Origin of the sequence: Amycolatopsis oliviviridis (genome assembly GCF_014654365.1) — a bacterium.
Taxonomy (GTDB): Bacteria; Actinomycetota; Actinomycetes; order Mycobacteriales; family Pseudonocardiaceae; genus Amycolatopsis; species Amycolatopsis oliviviridis.
Map to the genome: position 1 here is coordinate 1598463 of NZ_BNAY01000001.1, position 16308 is coordinate 1614770.

Annotated in this window: 16 protein-coding genes; 4 read left to right on the forward strand and 12 right to left on the reverse strand. The window is 68.8% G+C overall.

The genetic code is table 11. The features are described 5' to 3' along the window. Nucleotides 1-169: 169 nt before the first annotated feature. Complete coding sequence (locus IE302_RS06960) at nt 170-826, reverse strand: hypothetical protein (protein ID WP_191252792.1); 657 nt, start codon at nt 824-826, stop codon at nt 170-172. Further along, nucleotides 826-1434, reverse strand: coding sequence for an MBL fold metallo-hydrolase (locus tag IE302_RS06965; protein WP_191252794.1), 609 nt, complete (start codon nt 1432-1434; stop codon nt 826-828). The genes IE302_RS06960 and IE302_RS06965 overlap by 1 nt, the downstream gene beginning before the upstream one ends. 156 nt (nt 1435-1590) lie before the next feature. Here IE302_RS06965 and IE302_RS06970 point away from each other — a divergent pair, with 156 nt between their 5' ends. Together IE302_RS06970 and IE302_RS06975 are read left to right on the forward strand one after the other, a co-directional pair. Further along, complete coding sequence (locus tag IE302_RS06970) at nt 1591-2448, forward strand: peptidylprolyl isomerase (RefSeq protein WP_191252796.1); 858 nt, start codon at nt 1591-1593, stop codon at nt 2446-2448. A gap of 1 nt (nt 2449) precedes the next feature. After that, complete coding sequence (locus IE302_RS06975; RefSeq protein WP_191252798.1) at nt 2450-3235, forward strand: aminotransferase class IV family protein; 786 nt, start codon at nt 2450-2452, stop codon at nt 3233-3235. Between the two features lie 88 nt (nt 3236-3323). Here the strand turns inward: IE302_RS06975 and IE302_RS06980 are convergent, their stop codons facing one another. Further along, nucleotides 3324-4103 (reverse strand): enoyl-CoA hydratase/isomerase family protein, encoded by a 780-nt coding sequence (locus IE302_RS06980; RefSeq protein ID WP_191252806.1) that lies wholly within the window; start codon nt 4101-4103, stop codon nt 3324-3326. A 126-nt stretch (nt 4104-4229) separates the two neighbouring features. Here IE302_RS06980 and IE302_RS06985 point away from each other — a divergent pair, with 126 nt between their 5' ends. Then, a complete protein-coding gene (locus IE302_RS06985) occupies nt 4230-6068 on the forward strand; it encodes a PPC domain-containing protein (RefSeq protein ID WP_191252809.1) in 1839 nt (612 codons plus the stop codon). A 10-nt stretch (nt 6069-6078) separates the two neighbouring features. On the opposite strand, the gene IE302_RS06990 is transcribed toward IE302_RS06985, so the two are convergent. The 8 genes from IE302_RS06990 to ruvC form a co-directional block, all read right to left on the reverse strand. After that, on the reverse strand, nt 6079-8409 hold the full coding sequence (locus IE302_RS06990; protein WP_191252811.1) for a RelA/SpoT family protein: 2331 nt from the start codon (nt 8407-8409) through the stop codon (nt 6079-6081). A gap of 78 nt (nt 8410-8487) precedes the next feature. After that, complete coding sequence (locus tag IE302_RS06995) at nt 8488-9006, reverse strand: adenine phosphoribosyltransferase (RefSeq protein WP_191252813.1); 519 nt, start codon at nt 9004-9006, stop codon at nt 8488-8490. Nucleotides 9007-9115: 109 nt separating this feature from the next. After that, nucleotides 9116-10321 (reverse strand): protein translocase subunit SecF, encoded by a 1206-nt coding sequence (gene secF, locus IE302_RS07000; protein ID WP_191252815.1) that lies wholly within the window; start codon nt 10319-10321, stop codon nt 9116-9118. Further along, nucleotides 10318-12024, reverse strand: coding sequence for a protein translocase subunit SecD (secD, locus tag IE302_RS07005; RefSeq protein ID WP_191252817.1), 1707 nt, complete (start codon nt 12022-12024; stop codon nt 10318-10320). The genes secF and secD overlap by 4 nt, the downstream gene beginning before the upstream one ends. Nucleotides 12025-12256: 232 nt before the next feature. Beyond that, the gene (gene yajC / locus IE302_RS07010; RefSeq protein ID WP_184891723.1) at nt 12257-12655 is read right to left on the reverse strand and encodes a preprotein translocase subunit YajC; all 399 of its coding nucleotides are present in this window, start codon (nt 12653-12655) and stop codon (nt 12257-12259) included. A gap of 145 nt (nt 12656-12800) precedes the next feature. Next, on the reverse strand, nt 12801-13874 hold the full coding sequence (gene ruvB / locus IE302_RS07015; protein ID WP_191252819.1) for a Holliday junction branch migration DNA helicase RuvB: 1074 nt from the start codon (nt 13872-13874) through the stop codon (nt 12801-12803). Nucleotides 13875-13882: 8 nt separating this feature from the next. Beyond that, nucleotides 13883-14482 carry a Holliday junction branch migration protein RuvA gene (ruvA, locus tag IE302_RS07020; RefSeq protein ID WP_005159080.1) on the reverse strand — a complete coding sequence of 200 codons (600 nt, stop codon included), beginning with the start codon at nt 14480-14482 and terminating at the stop codon, nt 13883-13885. Further along, the gene (ruvC, locus tag IE302_RS07025; RefSeq protein ID WP_191253165.1) at nt 14479-15078 is read right to left on the reverse strand and encodes a crossover junction endodeoxyribonuclease RuvC; all 600 of its coding nucleotides are present in this window, start codon (nt 15076-15078) and stop codon (nt 14479-14481) included. The genes ruvA and ruvC overlap by 4 nt, the downstream gene beginning before the upstream one ends. 74 nt (nt 15079-15152) lie before the next feature. Between ruvC and IE302_RS07030 the strand changes: the two genes are divergently transcribed. Continuing rightward, nucleotides 15153-15599 (forward strand): cupin domain-containing protein, encoded by a 447-nt coding sequence (locus tag IE302_RS07030; protein WP_191252821.1) that lies wholly within the window; start codon nt 15153-15155, stop codon nt 15597-15599. A 123-nt stretch (nt 15600-15722) separates the two neighbouring features. Here the strand turns inward: IE302_RS07030 and IE302_RS07035 are convergent, their stop codons facing one another. Continuing rightward, nucleotides 15723-16253, reverse strand: coding sequence for a DUF4262 domain-containing protein (locus IE302_RS07035; RefSeq protein WP_191252823.1), 531 nt, complete (start codon nt 16251-16253; stop codon nt 15723-15725). Nucleotides 16254-16308: the final 55 nt, after the last annotated feature.

Here is a 16308-nt window from a genome sequence, read left to right on the forward strand (position 1 = left end):
GATCACGGGCCGGAGTGGGGTACGAAGAGGCCGCACCCGAGGCTCGCCGCGTGATCGGAGGGGCCATGTTCGACGCCGTGCCCACCCACAGCAAATGTCATGAAAGGGGCGTTCAGGACAGAATCTGTCCTGAACGCCCCTTTCATGACATTTGGCGGGGATCCGCGGCTCAGTCCAGCGTCGCCACGAAACGGCTGACGGCCTCCATCGTGAACCGCTGGATGTACTTCCCGGACGGCGCCGCCGAGGCGAGCCGGTAGAGCGGCCGTTCCGCCGCCGCGTCCCCGCGCGCTTCCGACTTCAGCTGCGCCACCAGGAGCTCCGAGAACACCAGGCCGTTCGCGTCGGTGTTGTTCAGCAGCGCGTTCGCCAGCCTGCGCAGTTGCAGGATGCCGAGTTCGCGGCCGCCCGCGCCGGAGTACACGGCCAGGTCGACCTTCGCCACCTTGCGGCGCTTGCCCGCGTTGACCAGCAGGCTGACCGTCCGGGTGCCGCGGACGTCGCTGATCACCAGGTCGATGCGCTCGGCCGCGGTCAGGTCGATCCGCCGGATCCCCCAGGTCCGCACGATGAGCGTCTCGCTCTCGAGCCAGACCCGGCGGCGCAGGTTGTACAACATGACGTAGATCAGCGGCAGCGCGATCACCCCGGCGACCACGAGCCCGGCGATCTCGCCGCCGATCAGCCCGGCGATCCCGCCGAACGCGGCCGCGAAGATCACCACACCGGCGATGCTGGAGCAGCCGCGCCTGCGGCGGAGCTTGGGGTCGTCGTGGAACAGCGGGAGACGCTCTGGGGTCTCGGGCGTCCCGGTCGGCTCGGTCATCACACGCCCGTCCCGGCCAGGAACGGGTTGCCCGCCCGCTCCTGCCCGATCGTCGTGGCCGGGCCATGTCCAGGGAGAACGACGGTGTCGTCCGGCAGGGTCATCACCTTGGCGCCCAGGGACCGGACGAGCTCGTCGCCGTCGCCGGAGGACCGGCCGATCGAACCGGCGAACAGGCTGTCCCCGGTGAGCACGATCCGGCCGCCCTCGGCGGAGGTCAGCCCGAAGACCACCGAACCGGCGGTGTGCCCCGGTGTGCGGGACACCGTGATCTCCAGCCCGGCCAGCCTGAGCGGGCCATCGACGAGTGACACGATCCCGTCCTTCCGTTCCCCGGCGTCCGGTCCCAGGAGTGGCCGGTCCGCCTCGTGCAGATAGAGAGGTATCCCGTGGCGCGCGCCGACCTCGTCCGCCGAGGCGACGTGGTCCGGGTGGCCGTGGGTGGCGAGCATCGCGACCGGCGTCAGGCCGTGTCCGGAAAGTGCCGCCTCGAGCGGTTCGGCGACACCCTCGCCGGGATCGACGATCACGCACTCCCCGCCGCCGTCCGCGGCGAGCAGGTAGCAGTTGGCTTCGAGGGGGCCTGCCGGAAAACCGACAACCAGCACGAAACGCCTCCTCAGATCTTCCGCCGAACAGGTGACAGGATGGCCCTGATCACGATCAAGTAAGCCTAGCGGCCCCTGTACGGGGGCCTCACAGGCTGTGCCCATAGACTTCCGCTACCTCAGACGTGTGACATCGAGTGGAAACCGGGAGGGCGGGTGCCGACCAACCAGCAGCGCCGCGAAGCCGCGAAGCGCAAGCTCGAGCGACAGATCGTGCGACGGGCCGAAAAGGCCAAGCGGCGCAAGATCGTCGGCTCGGTGGCGGTCGTCGGCGTCGTCGCGATCGTGGCAGGCGCGGTGTGGTGGATCGTCAGCAGTAACAGTGGTGACGACGCCGCCTCCGACGCTTCCCCGAGCTCGGCTCCTCCGACCCCCGAGGTCACCATCCCCACGGAGCGCGCTCCGATGCCGAAGCGGCCGACACCGCTGGCGAACCCGGTGACCTGCGATTACAAAGACGACGCCAGCAAGCAGGCGTCGAAGAAGGTCAACAAGCCGGAGGGCGCGGGCGTCTCGTCGAACGGGACGGTGAACGTCGTCCTGAAGAGCACTGCGGGCGACATCCCGCTGACGCTGGACAGGGCGCTCGCCCCGTGCGCCGTCCAGAGCTTCATCAGCCTCTCCCAGCAGGGCTATTTCAACGACACCAAGTGCCACCGGCTCGGCACCACCGGCCTGCAGATGCTGCAGTGCGGTGACCCCGAGGCCAGCGGCATGGGCGGTCCGGGCTACACCATGCCGGACGAGGCGTTCAAGGAGATCAAGTACGGCCGCGGCATCCTCGCGATGGCGAAGACGCAGCAGCCGAACTCCGGCGGAAGCCAGTTCTTCATGGTCTACGGCGAGGCCGAACTGCCCGCGGACTACTCGGTCTTCGGCAGCATCTCCGACGAGGGCCTGAAGGTTCTCGACAAGGTCGCCAAGGCGGGCGCCAACGCCCAGGCGGGCAACGGCGACGGGACCGGCCCGCCCAACACCGAGGTCAAGTTCACCGGCGTCACGGTCAGCGCCTGACGTGAAGCTGGAGATCAACGGCGCGCCCGCCCGGTCGGAAGACCTGGCGGGCGCGTTCGGCTATGGCCACTTCACCGCGATGCAGGTCCGCGACGGCAAGGTCCGCGGCCTGGACATCCATCTGAACCGGCTCGTGACGAGCACGCGGCGGCTGTTCGCGAGCGAACTCGACACCGAGGCGGTGCGCGGATACGTCCGGCAGGCGATCCAGGGCGAGGACGCGCTGTCCGTGCGGGTGCTGATCTTCTCGCACGCGATGGACTGGTCCGACCCCGGCGCGCCCGCCGCCCCGGACGTCCTGGTCCGGACAGCGCCGCCGAAGGAACACGACCTGAAGCCGCTGCGTCTGCGCTCCGTGCGCTACGAACGGGTGCTGCCGGAGGTCAAGCACGTCGGCGGGTTCGGCCTGGTCCACCACGCGCGCGAGGCGATGATGGCTGGCTACGACGACGCGGTGTTCGTCGACTACCAGGGCCGGATCAGCGAGGCGTCCATCTGGAACGTCGGTTTCCTCGACGGCGGCACGGTGGTCTGGCCGCAGGCTCCCGTCCTTGACGGGATCAGCCAGCAGCTCGTCCGGCGCGGCTTGACGCTCCAGGGCATCCCGCAGGAGACCCGCGAGATCCGTCCGGCGGACCTGCCGGGGCTCGACGCCATGTTCCTCACCAACTCGGAGTCGATCGGCTGGCCGGTGGCGTCGGTGGACGACGTCGCGCTGCCGTTCGCGCCGGAGACCCGGCGGATCCTGACCGAGGCTTACGAGAGCAACCCCTGGGACGAGATCTAGCCGGACCGCCCACTGCCGCATTTAGTCCTCTGGATGCGGTAGTTGAGGACCGCAAGTACCGCATCCAGAGGACTAAATGCGGGAAGCCTCAGCCGTAGGTGAACTTCGGCGGCCGCCTAGCGAGGAACGCGGCCACCCCTTCGGCGTAGTCCTCACCGTGCAGGGCGCCGAGCCGGATCTCGTCCACTTCGGCGTCGGCTTCCTGCTGCCCCGCCACGATCTTCTCGATGATCCGGTTCATCCCCCGTACCGACGCCTGTGACCGCGAAGCCAGCGTCTCGACGAACTTCGCCGTTGAAGCCTCCAGTTCGTCGGCCGGGAAGACATCGTTGAGCAGGCCGATCTCCCGGGCCCGCCGCGCGTCGACGAGTTCGCCCGAGAGCAGGAAGTATTTCGCGTGCGCGGGGCCGACCAGCGAGACCAGCCGTCGTGTCGAGTCGAAGTGGTAGACGATGCCGAGCTTCGCCGGCGTGATGCCGAAGCGCGAGCCTTCGGCCGCGAACCGGAAGTCGCAGGCGACCGAGATCTGGCAGCCGCCGCCGATGCAGTTCCCCTGGATCATCGCGACCGTCGGCTTCCGCGACGCCGTCAGCGCCGCCACCGCGCCATCGACGGCCTTGTCGTAGGTTTCGGCCGCGTCGGCGGTGGACCGCAGCTCCTGGAACTCGCTGATGTCCGCGCCCGCCGAGAAATGCGCGCCCGCGCCGGTCAGCACGAGGACCTTGATCGCCGGGTCCGCCTCCACTCGCGCCACCACTTCCGGAATCGCCGACCACATCCCGTAGGTGATCGCGTTCATCTTCTCCGGCCTGGTGAACGTCAACCGCGCGATCTCGCCGTCGCGAGTGAAATCGAACCCGTCAGTCATGGTCCGCACCCTAAGTGCGCACCTCCACCGGAACCAGTCGGATGTGGCCAACAAGCCTCCAAAAGGCGGCTTGAAGCGCTGTCCCTCTGTGGTTTTCTGGTCGTCCAACGAGCTAGGGGGAACTCGATGGCCAAACGCGTGCTCGGAATTCTGACGACCGTCTTGCTCACGTCGGCCCTGCTGAGCGGTCAGTCCGCCGCGGAGCCCGGGCGGATCCAGCCCGACCCGCTGCTGATGTTCCCGTATCGCCCGGCGACGGCGGATTGGGCTGCCGTCCTCCGTGACCGGAGCGCTAAAGCCGCCGCACGTGCGCAGGCATCCGCTCAGAACCCGTTGCCTTACAAGGAAAAAGAACCGCCCGGAACCAGTGGCGCCAATGATTCCCTCGCCAAGGCCGAACACATCACCAGATTCGGCACCCGGCGCACCGAGAACCCCAAGGTCCGGCTGACCGGCGACCTCAAGCCGGACGCCTCCATCCCCACGCTTCCGCCGGCCGCCGAGCCGAGCGACGCCGTGGGTCTAGCGAGCGAGACCGGGGTCGGCGCGACCCGCCGGGCCATCCGCACGAGCGGCACCATCGGCGACGGGCCGTATGGCAGCGCGGGTGACGGCACCGGCGACTTCGACTTCTACCGCTTGAGCGCGGGAGCCACCCCGGTGACGTTCACGGCGCGGACCCTCACACCGACCGGCGATCTCGACACGGTCCTGGCGCTGTTCGACAAAGACGGCCTGTGGGCGATCAACGACAACGCCGGCGGGTCCACTGACTCGACGCTCTCGTTCACCATCCCGCCGGGCCGGGAGTACTTCCTCATGGTGGGCTCCGGTCTCCCCGCCGATCACACGAAACCCGGCACCGGCGGCGGTATCCGGACCGAGGGACCGTACGAGCTCGCGATCACCAGCGGCAAGAGCGGCGGCGACCTCGACTACTACTCGTTTGACCTGCGTGCCGGAGACGTGCTCGGCGCGTCGGTGGCGGGCGGTGGGACACGGCTCGCGGTGTACGACCCGGCCGGCCGGGAGGTCTTCGGCTCGTCGCAGGACCTCACCTCGATCTTCTCGACCGCCTCGCCGATGCCTGGCGGCGGCAACGCCGTCGTGGACTTCGTGGCGCCGAAGGAAGGCCGCTACCGGCTCGGCGTCGAGGCGGGCGAAGGCGCGTACGACATCAAGCTCGAAGCGTTCCGCCCGGGCACGGAAACCGCCCCGCGGGGCAGCGTGCACACGATCTTCCTGGACTTCGACGGTGCCAGGGTCAACACCTCGATCTTCGGCACCGGTGGCGGCCTTCGCGATCTCTCGCCCCTTTCGGCCTTCCTGCCGCGCTGGGGCCTCGCCGCCCGCGAGGAACGCGCGCTGACCGACGCGATCATCGCCACCGTCCGGGAGAACCTCGAACGCGACCTCGTCGCCAAGGGCACCAACCCGAGGTTCGCGCTGCGTGTCCTGAACAGCCGGGACCACGCGGATCCGTGGGGGCAGCCGAACGTGAGCCGGGTCGTGGTCGGCGGCACGACGCTCGAAACGGGCATCCAGACCATCGGTATCGCGCAGTCCATCGACGCGGGCAACTTCGGCAAGGAGGAGACGGCACTGGTCCTGCTCGACGAGATCAGCACACCGCCGGGGCCCGCCTGGTCACTCAACACCTACGTCAAGCCGGGCAGCGACAAGATCGCGTTCGTCGGGCGCGCGGTCGGCAACATCACCAGCCACGAGGCCGGGCACATGTCGGGCAGCTGGCACACCGACCCGGCCAACGCCGTCCCCGGGATCATGGACCCCGGCGGGAACCCGGCGGTGATGTTCGCCGTCGGCCCCGACGGGATCGGCGGCACGGCCGACGATCCGGACCTCGACCTGGTCGAGGAAGGGATCAGCCCGGCCGAAGGCTTCACCGGGATCGAGGACACCCTCAATCGCAGTGCCTGGGCCTTCGTCCGGGGAACCGGCTAGGACATCGCGCTTAGGACGCCGACGTCACCCGATAGACGTCGTAGACGCCTTCGACACCTCGGACCACCTTCAGCACGTGTCCGAGGTGCTTCGGGTCGCCCATCTCGAACGAGAACCGGCTGACCGCGACCCTGTCGCGTGACGTCGTCACCGACGCGGACAGGATGTTGACCTTCTCGTCCGCGAGCACCTTGGTGACGTCCGAGAGCAGGCGGTGCCTGTCCAGCGCCTCGACCTGGATCGCGACGAGGAACACCGAGGACGCCGACGGTGCCCATTCGACCTCGACCAGCCTTTCGGGCTGGGCCCGTAGGTCGTCGGCGTTGGTGCAGTCGGTGCGGTGCACGCTGACACCACCGCCGCGGGTGACGAAGCCGAGGATCTCGTCGCCCGGCACCGGCGTGCAGCAGCGGGCGAGCTTGGCCCAGATGTCGCTGGCGCCCTTCACCACGACGCCGACGTCGTTCGAGCCGCGGCGGCGGGTGACCGTGGACGGTGTCGCGCGCTCGGCGAGTTCCTCTTCCGCCTCGTCGACCCCGCCGATGAGTGCGACCAGGCGTTGCACGACGTGCTTCGCGCTGGTGTGGCCCTCGCCGACGGCCGCGTACAGCGAGCTGATGTCCGGGTGCCGCAGTTCGGTGGCGACCGCGCCCATCGATTCGGCGGAGACCAGCCGCTGGATCGGGAGGCCGACCTTGCGGACCTCCTTGGTGATGGCCTCCTTGCCGCCTTCGATCGCCTCGTCACGGCGTTCCTTGGCGAACCACTGCCGGATCTTCGCGCGGGCCTTGGGCGAACCGGCGAACTGCAGCCAGTCGCGGCTCGGGCCCGCCGTCTCGGCCTTCGAGGTGAAGATCTCGATGACCTCGCCGTTCTCCAGCTTGCGCTCGAGCGCGACGAGCCTGCCGTTGACGCGGGCTCCGATGCAGCGGTGCCCGACCTCGGTGTGCACGGCGTAGGCGAAGTCGACCGGGGTCGAATCGACCGGCAGCGTGATCACGTCGCCCTTGGGCGTGAACACGAAGATCTCGCGCGAGGCGAGCTCGTAGCGCAGGGACTCCAGGAAGTCACCCGGGTCCGCGGCTTCCCGCTGCCAGTCGAGGAGCTGGCGCATCCACGCCATCTCGTCGACGTCCATGGCGTTCCCGTTGTGGGTGCCCTTGGTCTCCTTGTACCGCCAGTGCGCCGCGATGCCGTACTCGGCGGTGCGGTGCATCTCGTAGGTCCGGATCTGGACTTCGAGCGGCTTGCCGTCCGGGCCGATCACCGTGGTGTGCAGCGACTGGTAGACGCCGAACCGGGGCTGCGCGATGTAGTCCTTGAACCGGCCGGGGACCGGCTGCCACAACGCGTGGACGACACCCATCGCGGCGTAGCAGTCGCGGACGTCCTCGACCAGGATCCGCACGCCCACCAGGTCGTGGATGTCGTCGAGGTCGCGCCCGCGGACGATCATCTTCTGGTGGATCGAGTAGTAGTGCTTCGGCCTGCCCTCGACCTTCGCGGTGATCCGCGAGCCTTCGAGGTGGCTGGTCAGGTCCGTGATCACCGACCGCAGGTACGTGTCGCGCGAGGGCGCGCGATCGGCGACGAGGCGGACGATCTCGTCGTACTTCTTCGGCTGCAGGATGGCGAAGGCCAGGTCCTCCAGCTCCCATTTGACCGTCGCCATGCCGAGCCGGTGCGCCAGCGGGGCGAGGACCTCCAGGGTCTCGCGAGCCTTGCGGGCCTGCTTCTCGGGCGGCAGGAAGCGCATCGTGCGCATGTTGTGCAGCCGGTCGGCCAGCTTGATGACCAGCACCCGCGGGTCTCGCGCCATCGCGATGACCATCTTGCGGATGGTCTCGGCCTCCGCGGCCGTGCCGAGCTTGACCTTGTCCAGCTTGGTGACGCCGTCGACGAGCTCGCCGACCTTCTCGCCGAAGTCGGACTTCAGGCTCTCCAGCGAGTAGCCGGTGTCCTCGACGGTGTCGTGCAGCAGCGCCGCGACCAGTGTCGTGGTGTCCATGCCGAGTTCGGCGAGGATGGTCGCGACCGCGAGCGGATGCGTGATGTACGGGTCGCCGGACTTGCGCCGCTGCTCTCGGTGCAGTTCTTCGGCGACGTCGTAGGCGCGCTGGAGCTGCGCGAGGTCCGCGTTGGGATGCAGCTCGCGGTGGATGACGGCGAGCGGTTCGAGGACCTGCTTGACCGGCGCGGCGCGCTGCGCGGTGATCCGGCGGGCGAGACGGGCACGGACCCGGCGCGTCGCGGATGGTGTCGGCGCTGCCCCTTGTCGCGCCGCACCGTTCTGCTCGGTGCCGTCCTTCGAGGACACCGCGGCATCGAGCTCTTGGCTCACCCGCACCTCCTGCGCTTCGTGCGGCCTTCGGACATCAAGGGTAACCGCTCCCCCTCGCGGCTCACTTGGTACGCCCGTTCAACACACCCGGAGGGCCTCCACACGACGCCCCTCAAGCACGGAACGACCGCCGAGCGCGCCGAGTTCCATGACCACCGAAACACCGGTGACCTGCGCCTTCGCGTCCTCCAGCAGCTTGCAGGTGGCCGCGACCGTGCCTCCGGTGGCGAGCACGTCGTCGAGAACGGCGACACGCTGGCCCGGCTGGACGACATCTTCGGGCAGTTCGACGGTCGCCGTGCCGTATTCGAGCGTGTACCCGACCCTGCCCGCGACCCGGGGCAGCTTGCCGGGCTTGCGGATCAACGCGACCCCGAGACCGCGGGCGTAGCCGACGGCGGCGGCCAGCAGGAACCCGCGCGCTTCCACGCCCGCCAGCAGGTCGGCGCCGGGATCGACGGTGGCGGCCAGTCCGTCGGTGACGGCCTTGAAGCCCGCCGCGTCGGCGAACAGCGGACTCAGGTCCCGGAACAGCACGCCGGGTTCCGGGAAGTCCGGCACGTCGGCGATGAGGTCGAGTGCCTTGTCCAGCTCCATGTACTTCCTGCTCTCAGCTTGCGTGGTGTTCGTGGCCGGTCGCTATGAAGGGGCCTTTCATTGCAAAATTTGCAATGAAAGGCCCCTTCATAGCGCTTGAAACCGGGAGTTACCTCTTGCGCTTCCCAGACGGACGGCCCTTGTGGGCCTTCTGGTTCCGCGCCGGGACGCTCGCCGCGGCGGCGTACGCCTTCTCCTTGCGGAGTTCGGTGGCGAGGGCGTCCTCGTCGTTCGGGTCGAAGTCGTCGTCGTCCCGCTCGGCGGCCTTGCGGGCCTGGTTCGCGCGCCGCGCGTGGACCCGATCCGCCTGCTGGCGGAACTTCGGGTCACGCATCTTGAGGTCCACCAGCAGCGGGGTGGCCAGCGCGACCGAGGACAGCACGCCGACCACGGTGCCGGTGAGCTGCACCAGCGCGAGGTCCTGCAGCGTGCCGGAGCCGAGCAGGATGTACCCGACGACCAGCAGGCCGAGGATCGGCAGCATCGCGATCAGCGCGGTGTTGAACGACCGCATCAGCGTCTGGTTCAGCGCCAGGTTGGCCGCCTCGCCGAACGTGCGGCGGGTGAGCCCGAGCAGGCCGCGCGTGTTCTCGCGGACCTTGTCGAACACCACCACCGTGTCGTACAGCGAGAACCCGAGGATCGTCAGCAGACCGACGACCGTCGCCGGCGTGACCTCGAAGCCGACCAGCGAGTACACACCCGCCGTCACCACGATGTCGTGCAGCAGTGAGATCAGTGCCGCGGCGGCCATCCGGGTGTCGAAGTACAACGCCAGGAACAGCGTGACCGCCAGCAGGAACACCCCGAGCGCGATCAACGCCTGCCGCGAGATCTCCCCGCCCCAGGACGCGCTCACCGCGCTGTCACTGATCGCCTGGACACTCGGCTGCCCGGTGGACCCGATCGGGCCCAGCTTCTCGAACAGCGCTTCCTTGAGCTTGTTGACCTCGGACGTCTCCAGCGTTTCCGAACGAAGCTGGATCGTCGAGGAACCGCCCGTTCCGACCTTCTGCGCCTCGTCGGCGGGCCTGCCCAGCGCCTCGGAGAAGACGTCCTTGGCCTGCTGCTCGGTGATCTGCCCGTTCTTGCCGTTGGCCGGCATCTGGATCTGGGTGCCACCTTCGAAGTCGATCCCGAAGTTGAACCCCTTGATCCCCATCGACGCGACGCAGACCAGGACCAGCGCCCCGAAGAAGAGGTACCAGCGCTTGCGCTTGCCGACCACGTCGAACGCGCCCGTGCCCACGTAGAGGCGACGGAAGATGCTCTCCCGCTTTCCCGCGGTAGTGGTGTTCTCGTCGACCACGGTCACGCCTCCTTGACGTTCGGGCGGCCGGCGGCCGGACGGGCCGCCTTGCGCTCCGAGCCCACCTGCTGCACGGCACCGAGGCCGAGGTTCTTCGGGTTGGACAGGACCTTCGACTTCGACCGCGAGATCAAGGCGACCAGCGGGTGCGTCACGAGGTAGACCACGACGAGGTCGAGCACCGTCGACATACCGAGGGTGAACGCGAAGCCCTTGACCTCACCGACGGCCAGCCAGTACAGGATCGCCGCGGCGAGGAAGCTGACCGCGTCGGACGCCAGGATCGTGCGCTGGGCACGGGACCAGCCGCGCGGCACCGCGGACCGGAATGTCCTGCCTTCCCGGATTTCGTCCTTTAGTCGTTCGAAGTAGATGACGAACGAGTCGGCGGTGATACCGATCGCGATGATCAAGCCCGCCACGCCGGCGAGGTCGAGGGTGTACCCGATCCACCGCCCCAGCAACACCAGTACCGCGTAGACGAGGGAGAACGACAACGCGAGCGACAGGATCGTCAGCACACCGAGCAGCCGGTAATAGAACAAGCAGTAGATGAAGACGATCAGCAGGCCGATACCGCCCGCGATCAGGCCCGCCTGCAGCGACGCGAGACCCAGCGTCGCGGACACCGTCGTCGCGTCCGAGGATTCGAACGACAGCGGCAGCGAGCCGTACTTCAGCACGTCCGCCAGGTCCTTCGCCTCGGACTGGCTGAACCGGCCGGTGATCTGGGTCTGGCCGCCCAGGATCGCGGACTGGATGGTCGGCGCGGAGACGACCTGCGTGTCGAGGACGAACGCGGCCTGCTTCTGGACGTTCTTCGAGGTGAAGTCGCCCCAGATCCGGGAGCCCTCACCCTTGAAGTTCAGGTTGACGACCCACTGGGAGTTCTGGGTGTCGTAGCCCGAGGAGGCGTCGGAGATCTCCGTTCCGGGAAGGAACTCCGGCTCCAGCAGGTACTTCGCGGTGTTCTTGTCACCGCAGGCGACCAGCGGCTTGTCGGTGAGGTCGTTGCCGACCAGCGGGTCCGTCACCTTGGGGTCGCAGTTGAGGGCCGCGAAGGCCTTCTCGGCGGCCGCGGCCTGCTTCGCCTGGTCCGTCGAAAGCAGATCGGGGTTCTGCCGGAGACTCCGGGCTTCCTCGATCTCCTTCTTGGTCTGCTCGTCGGAGTCGCCACCGGGCTGCTGCTGCGGCGCACCGGCGGCGCCACCGCCACCGTTGGCCGGGCTGCTCGGCGGGGCGCTCGCGCCCGGGGCACCCGAGGACGCCGGCGGCGCCGATGAAGGGGCGCCCGAGGTCGGCGGGGTCGACGGCTGCGGAACCGGGGTCACCGGCTGCGACGTCACGACCTTCCGGAAGCCCAGCTTCGCGGTCTTGCCCAGGGTCTTGGCCTGGTCGCCCTGCTCACCGGGAACGGTGATGACGACGTTGCTGCCGTCGAGGACGACCTCGGTGCCACCGACGCCGATACCGTTGACCCGGCGCTCGATGATCGAGCGGGCCTGTTCGAGGGACTCTCGCGGAGGATCGCCGCCGTCGGGATTACGGGCGGACAGGGTGACCCTCGTGCCGCCTTGCAGATCGATGCCGAGTTTCGGCGTCGGCTTGCCGCTACCGGTGAAGAACACCAGAGCGTACAGCGCCACCACGATCAGGGCGAAGAAGGCGAGATAGCGTCCCGGGCGGAGATGCCCGGCCGGTGCGGCCACTGTGCTTCGGTCTCCTCGGACGGACTGGGTTTTCCCCAATGGACTTGGCTGTTCACTCGCCGGACGGGAGTCCGGTGGTACCGCGAACCTGCCTCGATGACGATGCCCGGTGAACGGGCACGACTATGACGACGGACACGCACGCAGCACCGAGACACTACTCGGTGCTGCGTGAGCCCGGCGTTGGCCCCGCACCTACGAAAGTCTGGTGTCGGGGATGGCCTTACAACCGCTACTTCTTGCCGTGCTCCAGCGGAGGAGCGATCTGCGCGCCCGTCTTCTCTTCGACGCGCTCGTCGTCCTTCGACTCGACGACCGGCTCCTCGACGACGGCCTCGTCGTCGATGGTGTCCTCGTCGGTCTCGACGACCGGCTCGACCTTCTCGCGGACGGCCTGGCGCAGCCAGGTGGTCACGACGCCGGGAGCGATCTCGAGGTCGATCGTGGTGTCGGCGGAGGCGTCGGCGACAGACGCGTAGAGACCGGAGGTGGTCATCACCCGGTCACCGGGAGCGAGGCTCGAGAGCAGCTCCTGCTGCGCTGCCGCCGCCTTCTTCTGCTTACGGGTGCCCATGACGAGCGGAATCGCCACAACGAGCATCAGGAGCAGCGGCAGCAATAACTGGTTCATGATTCTCCATTTCGAGCGGACGCCGCGCGGTGCGCTGTTTTGTCCGGTTTGGCGGGGTGTGCTCTACCCGAGTGTGCCAGGTGCCAGCGGAAACTCCACCACCACCCGTCGCCACCACGGGCCCCGGACCTCGTGAACGGTCCGGTCAGTCCTGGTCGAACAGGTTCGGGCCGCCCTGCTCGCCCCGGGTGGCACCGGCCGGAGCCGGCAGGCCGAGATGTTCCCACGCGGCCGCCGTGGCGACCCGGCCGCGAGGAGTGCGGGCGAGCATACCGGCGCGGACCAGGTAAGGCTCACACACCTCTTCCACCGTAGTCGGTTCCTCCCCCACCGCGACGGCCAGCGTCGAAACGCCGACGGGGCCGCCGCCGAAGGACCGGACCAGCGCGGTCAGCACCGCGCGGTCGAGCCTGTCGAGGCCGAGTTCGTCGACGTCGTAGACCTCCAGCGCGGCGCGCGCGATCTTGCGCGTGACCTTGCCGTCGGCCCGGACCTCGGCGTAGTCGCGCACCCGGCGCAGGAGCCGGTTCGCGATCCGGGGTGTGCCGCGGGACCGGCGGGCGATCTCCGCGCAGCCGTCCCGGTCGATGTCGACGTCGAGGATCGTGGCGGCGCGGCGGGCGACGAGTTCCAGTTCGCTGTCGCTGTAGAACTCCATCTGGCCGGTGAAGCCGAACCGGTCGCGCAGCGGACCGGTCAGCGAACCGGATCGCGTCGTGGCTCCGACCAGCGTGAACGGCGCGATCTCCAGCGGGATGCTGGTGGCGCCGGGCCCCTTTCCGACCACGACGTCGACGCGGAAGTCCTCCATCGCGAGGTACAGCATCTCCTCGGCGGGACGGGCGATGCGGTGGATCTCGTCGATGAACAGGACGTCGCCCGGCGCGAGATTGGACAGCATCGCGGCCAGGTCGCCCGCGCGTTCCAGCGCCGGTCCCGAAGTGATCCGGATGGCGGCGTTGAGCTCGGCGGCGACGATCATCGCCATACTCGTCTTGCCCAGCCCCGGCGGGCCCGAGAGCAGGACGTGATCCGGCGGGACACCCCGGCGTCGCGCGCTCTCCAGAACGAGTTCGAGCTGCTCACGCACCCGCGGCTGACCGACGAACTCGTCCAGTTTGCGCGGGCGCAGCGTGGTCTCGACCTCGCGTTCGCCGGTCTGTGGCAAAGCCGAAAGAGTCTCGTCGGCCTCGAATTCCGTCACGGCCTCATAGTCCATGTGACGGGTTACCGCTTACGCCCGAGGGTGGCCAACGCGGCGCGCAGCACGGAGGACGTCGTGTGGCCTTCGCCCTCGCTGAGCACCTTGTCGACGGACTGCTCGGCCTGTTTGGCCGGGAAGCCGAGACCGGCGAGCGCCTCGACGACCTCGTTGCGCAGCGCGCCGGGCGCGACGACGGCCGGGGAGCCGTCGGTCGGGCCGGCGAGCGCGGTGACCTTGTCGCGCAGTTCGAGGGTGAGCCGCTCGGCGCCCTTGCGGCCGATACCTGGCACCTGGGTGAGCACGGTGATGTTGCCTTCGACCAGCGCGGACCGCAGTTTGTCGGGGTCGAGGACGGCCAGCGTCGCCAGCGCGAGCCGCGGGCCGATCCCGGAGACCGTCTGCAGCAGGCCGAACAGTTCGCGGGCGTCGGCGTCGGCGAAACCGAACAGCGTCAAGGAGTCTTCGCGGACCACGAGCGCGGTGTGCAGCATCGCCTGCTCGCCGCGGCGAAGCGTCGCGAGGGTGGCGGGGGTGGCCTGCACGGCGAAGCCCACTCCCCCGACCTCGATCACGACGTGGTCGAGACCGATGGAGAGGATTTCTCCACGTACCGAGGAGATCATCGAGCCGCTCCCTGCGTCTTCGCTTCTTGTTGTTTGGCGCGCTGTGCCGCGGCGGCGAGCCTGGCCTTGTGGTTCTTGGCGATCTCGGCCGCCCTGGCTTCGGCTTCGGCGAGCCGGACGCGCATCGGTTCGCGCCACAGATGGCAGATCGCGAGCGCGAGCGCGTCCGCGGCGTCCGCCGGATGCGGTTTGACCTCGAGGCCGAGCAGTCGCATGACCATACCGGTGACCTGCGCCTTGTCCGCGCGGCCGGAGCCCGTGACGGCGGCCTTGACCTCACTCGGCGTGTGGAACACGACCGGCAGCCCGCGTTTCGCGGCCGCGAGCGCGACGACGCCGCCCGCCTGCGCCGTGCCCATCGCGGTGCGCACGTTGTGCTGCGCGAAGACCCGCTCCACGGCGACGGCTTCGGGCTTGTAGCGATCCATCCACCGCTCGGCGGCGTCGGAGATCCCCAGCAGCCGCACGGAAAGATCGGCGTCCGGCGGGGTCCGCACGACGTCGACGGCCACGGCGCGGACGGTGCGGCCCGTGCCGCCGTCGACCACTCCGAGCCCGCACCTGGTCAGACCGGGGTCGACCCCGAGTACCCGCACGCTTTCCTCCGCTCCGGCGAACATCAGTTCGAGATCCGAGGCTACCCGGAGGTGCCTCCCGGCAAGATGAGGACATGCCGAGCCCCGACGACTTCACCGCCCATCTGGGTCTCCAGCCGCTGCCCGTCGAGGGCGGCCGCTGGGCACAGAGCTGGCGTGACGAGACCGCCTCCGCGATCTACTACCTGCTCGTCCCGCCGGAGACATCGGCGCCGCACCGGCTGGACCGGCTGGAGATCTACGCCCACCACGCCGGGGCGCCGGTGCGGATGCTGCTGCTGTATCCGGACGGCCGGATCGCACGGCCGGTGCTGGGTCCGGACGTCGCGGCCGGTCAGCGTCCGCAGGTGGGGGTGCCTGCCGGGGTCTGGCAGGCGTCGGTGAGTACCGGTGAGTGGAGCCTGGTCGGGACCGTGGTGGTGCCGCCTTATACGGACGACAGTGTGGAGTTCCGCTCGGCGGCGGCTTTGGCGGCGGAATGGCCGGAGGCTGCGGAAGACCTGGCTCCGTGGCTCGAGTGAGCGGGCATTTAGTCCTCTGAATGCGCCTTTCTGAAGTACGTGAAGGCCCCCTTCATTGCGCCTAGCGCAATGAAGGGGGCCTTCACGTACTTCAAACGACCAGGGTGCCGCGCCGAGAGGACCTCAAGGACCGTCGACGCCCGGCGTCCAGCTCTCCGGATCGCCGGATTCCGTCAGCACCGGCTGGTACTGCGCGAAGCCTTCCGGCGCGTCCGGATGCCAGGGGAAGTGCCCGTCCGGCGTGGCGACGATCAGCTGCAGCGCCGGGAAGTCCCCGTCCGGGTAGATCAGGAACGCGCTCCCGAAGTACTCGGGATAGTGCCCCTTCGCGACCCGTTCGAAGACCACCGCCGCGCCTTCGAAGAAATCGTCGTAGCGCTTGCCGACCTCGAAGATCTCGCCGGCGGCCGCACGGTCGACGTAGGCGTCGAGCAGGACCGGCCCCATCTGCCCGGGCAGTCCGATGACGACCGCTTCCGCCACGTTGTGCAGCGCCCAGGCGCACGCGGTGAAACAGAACGGCGCGTCGTTCTCGTCGCCGTCGACCGCGATGACCGCGTTCCCTCTCGCCTGAGCCTGCGACTCGATCCACTGGATCAGTTCGGTTTCTTCGGCGGTGAGGGCATCGGCTTCGGAGGTCGTCACGCGCGACATTGTGCCCCACGCGAGCGCCCGTACCTAGTCCCGGGACCGATTTTCCGCGGCATGG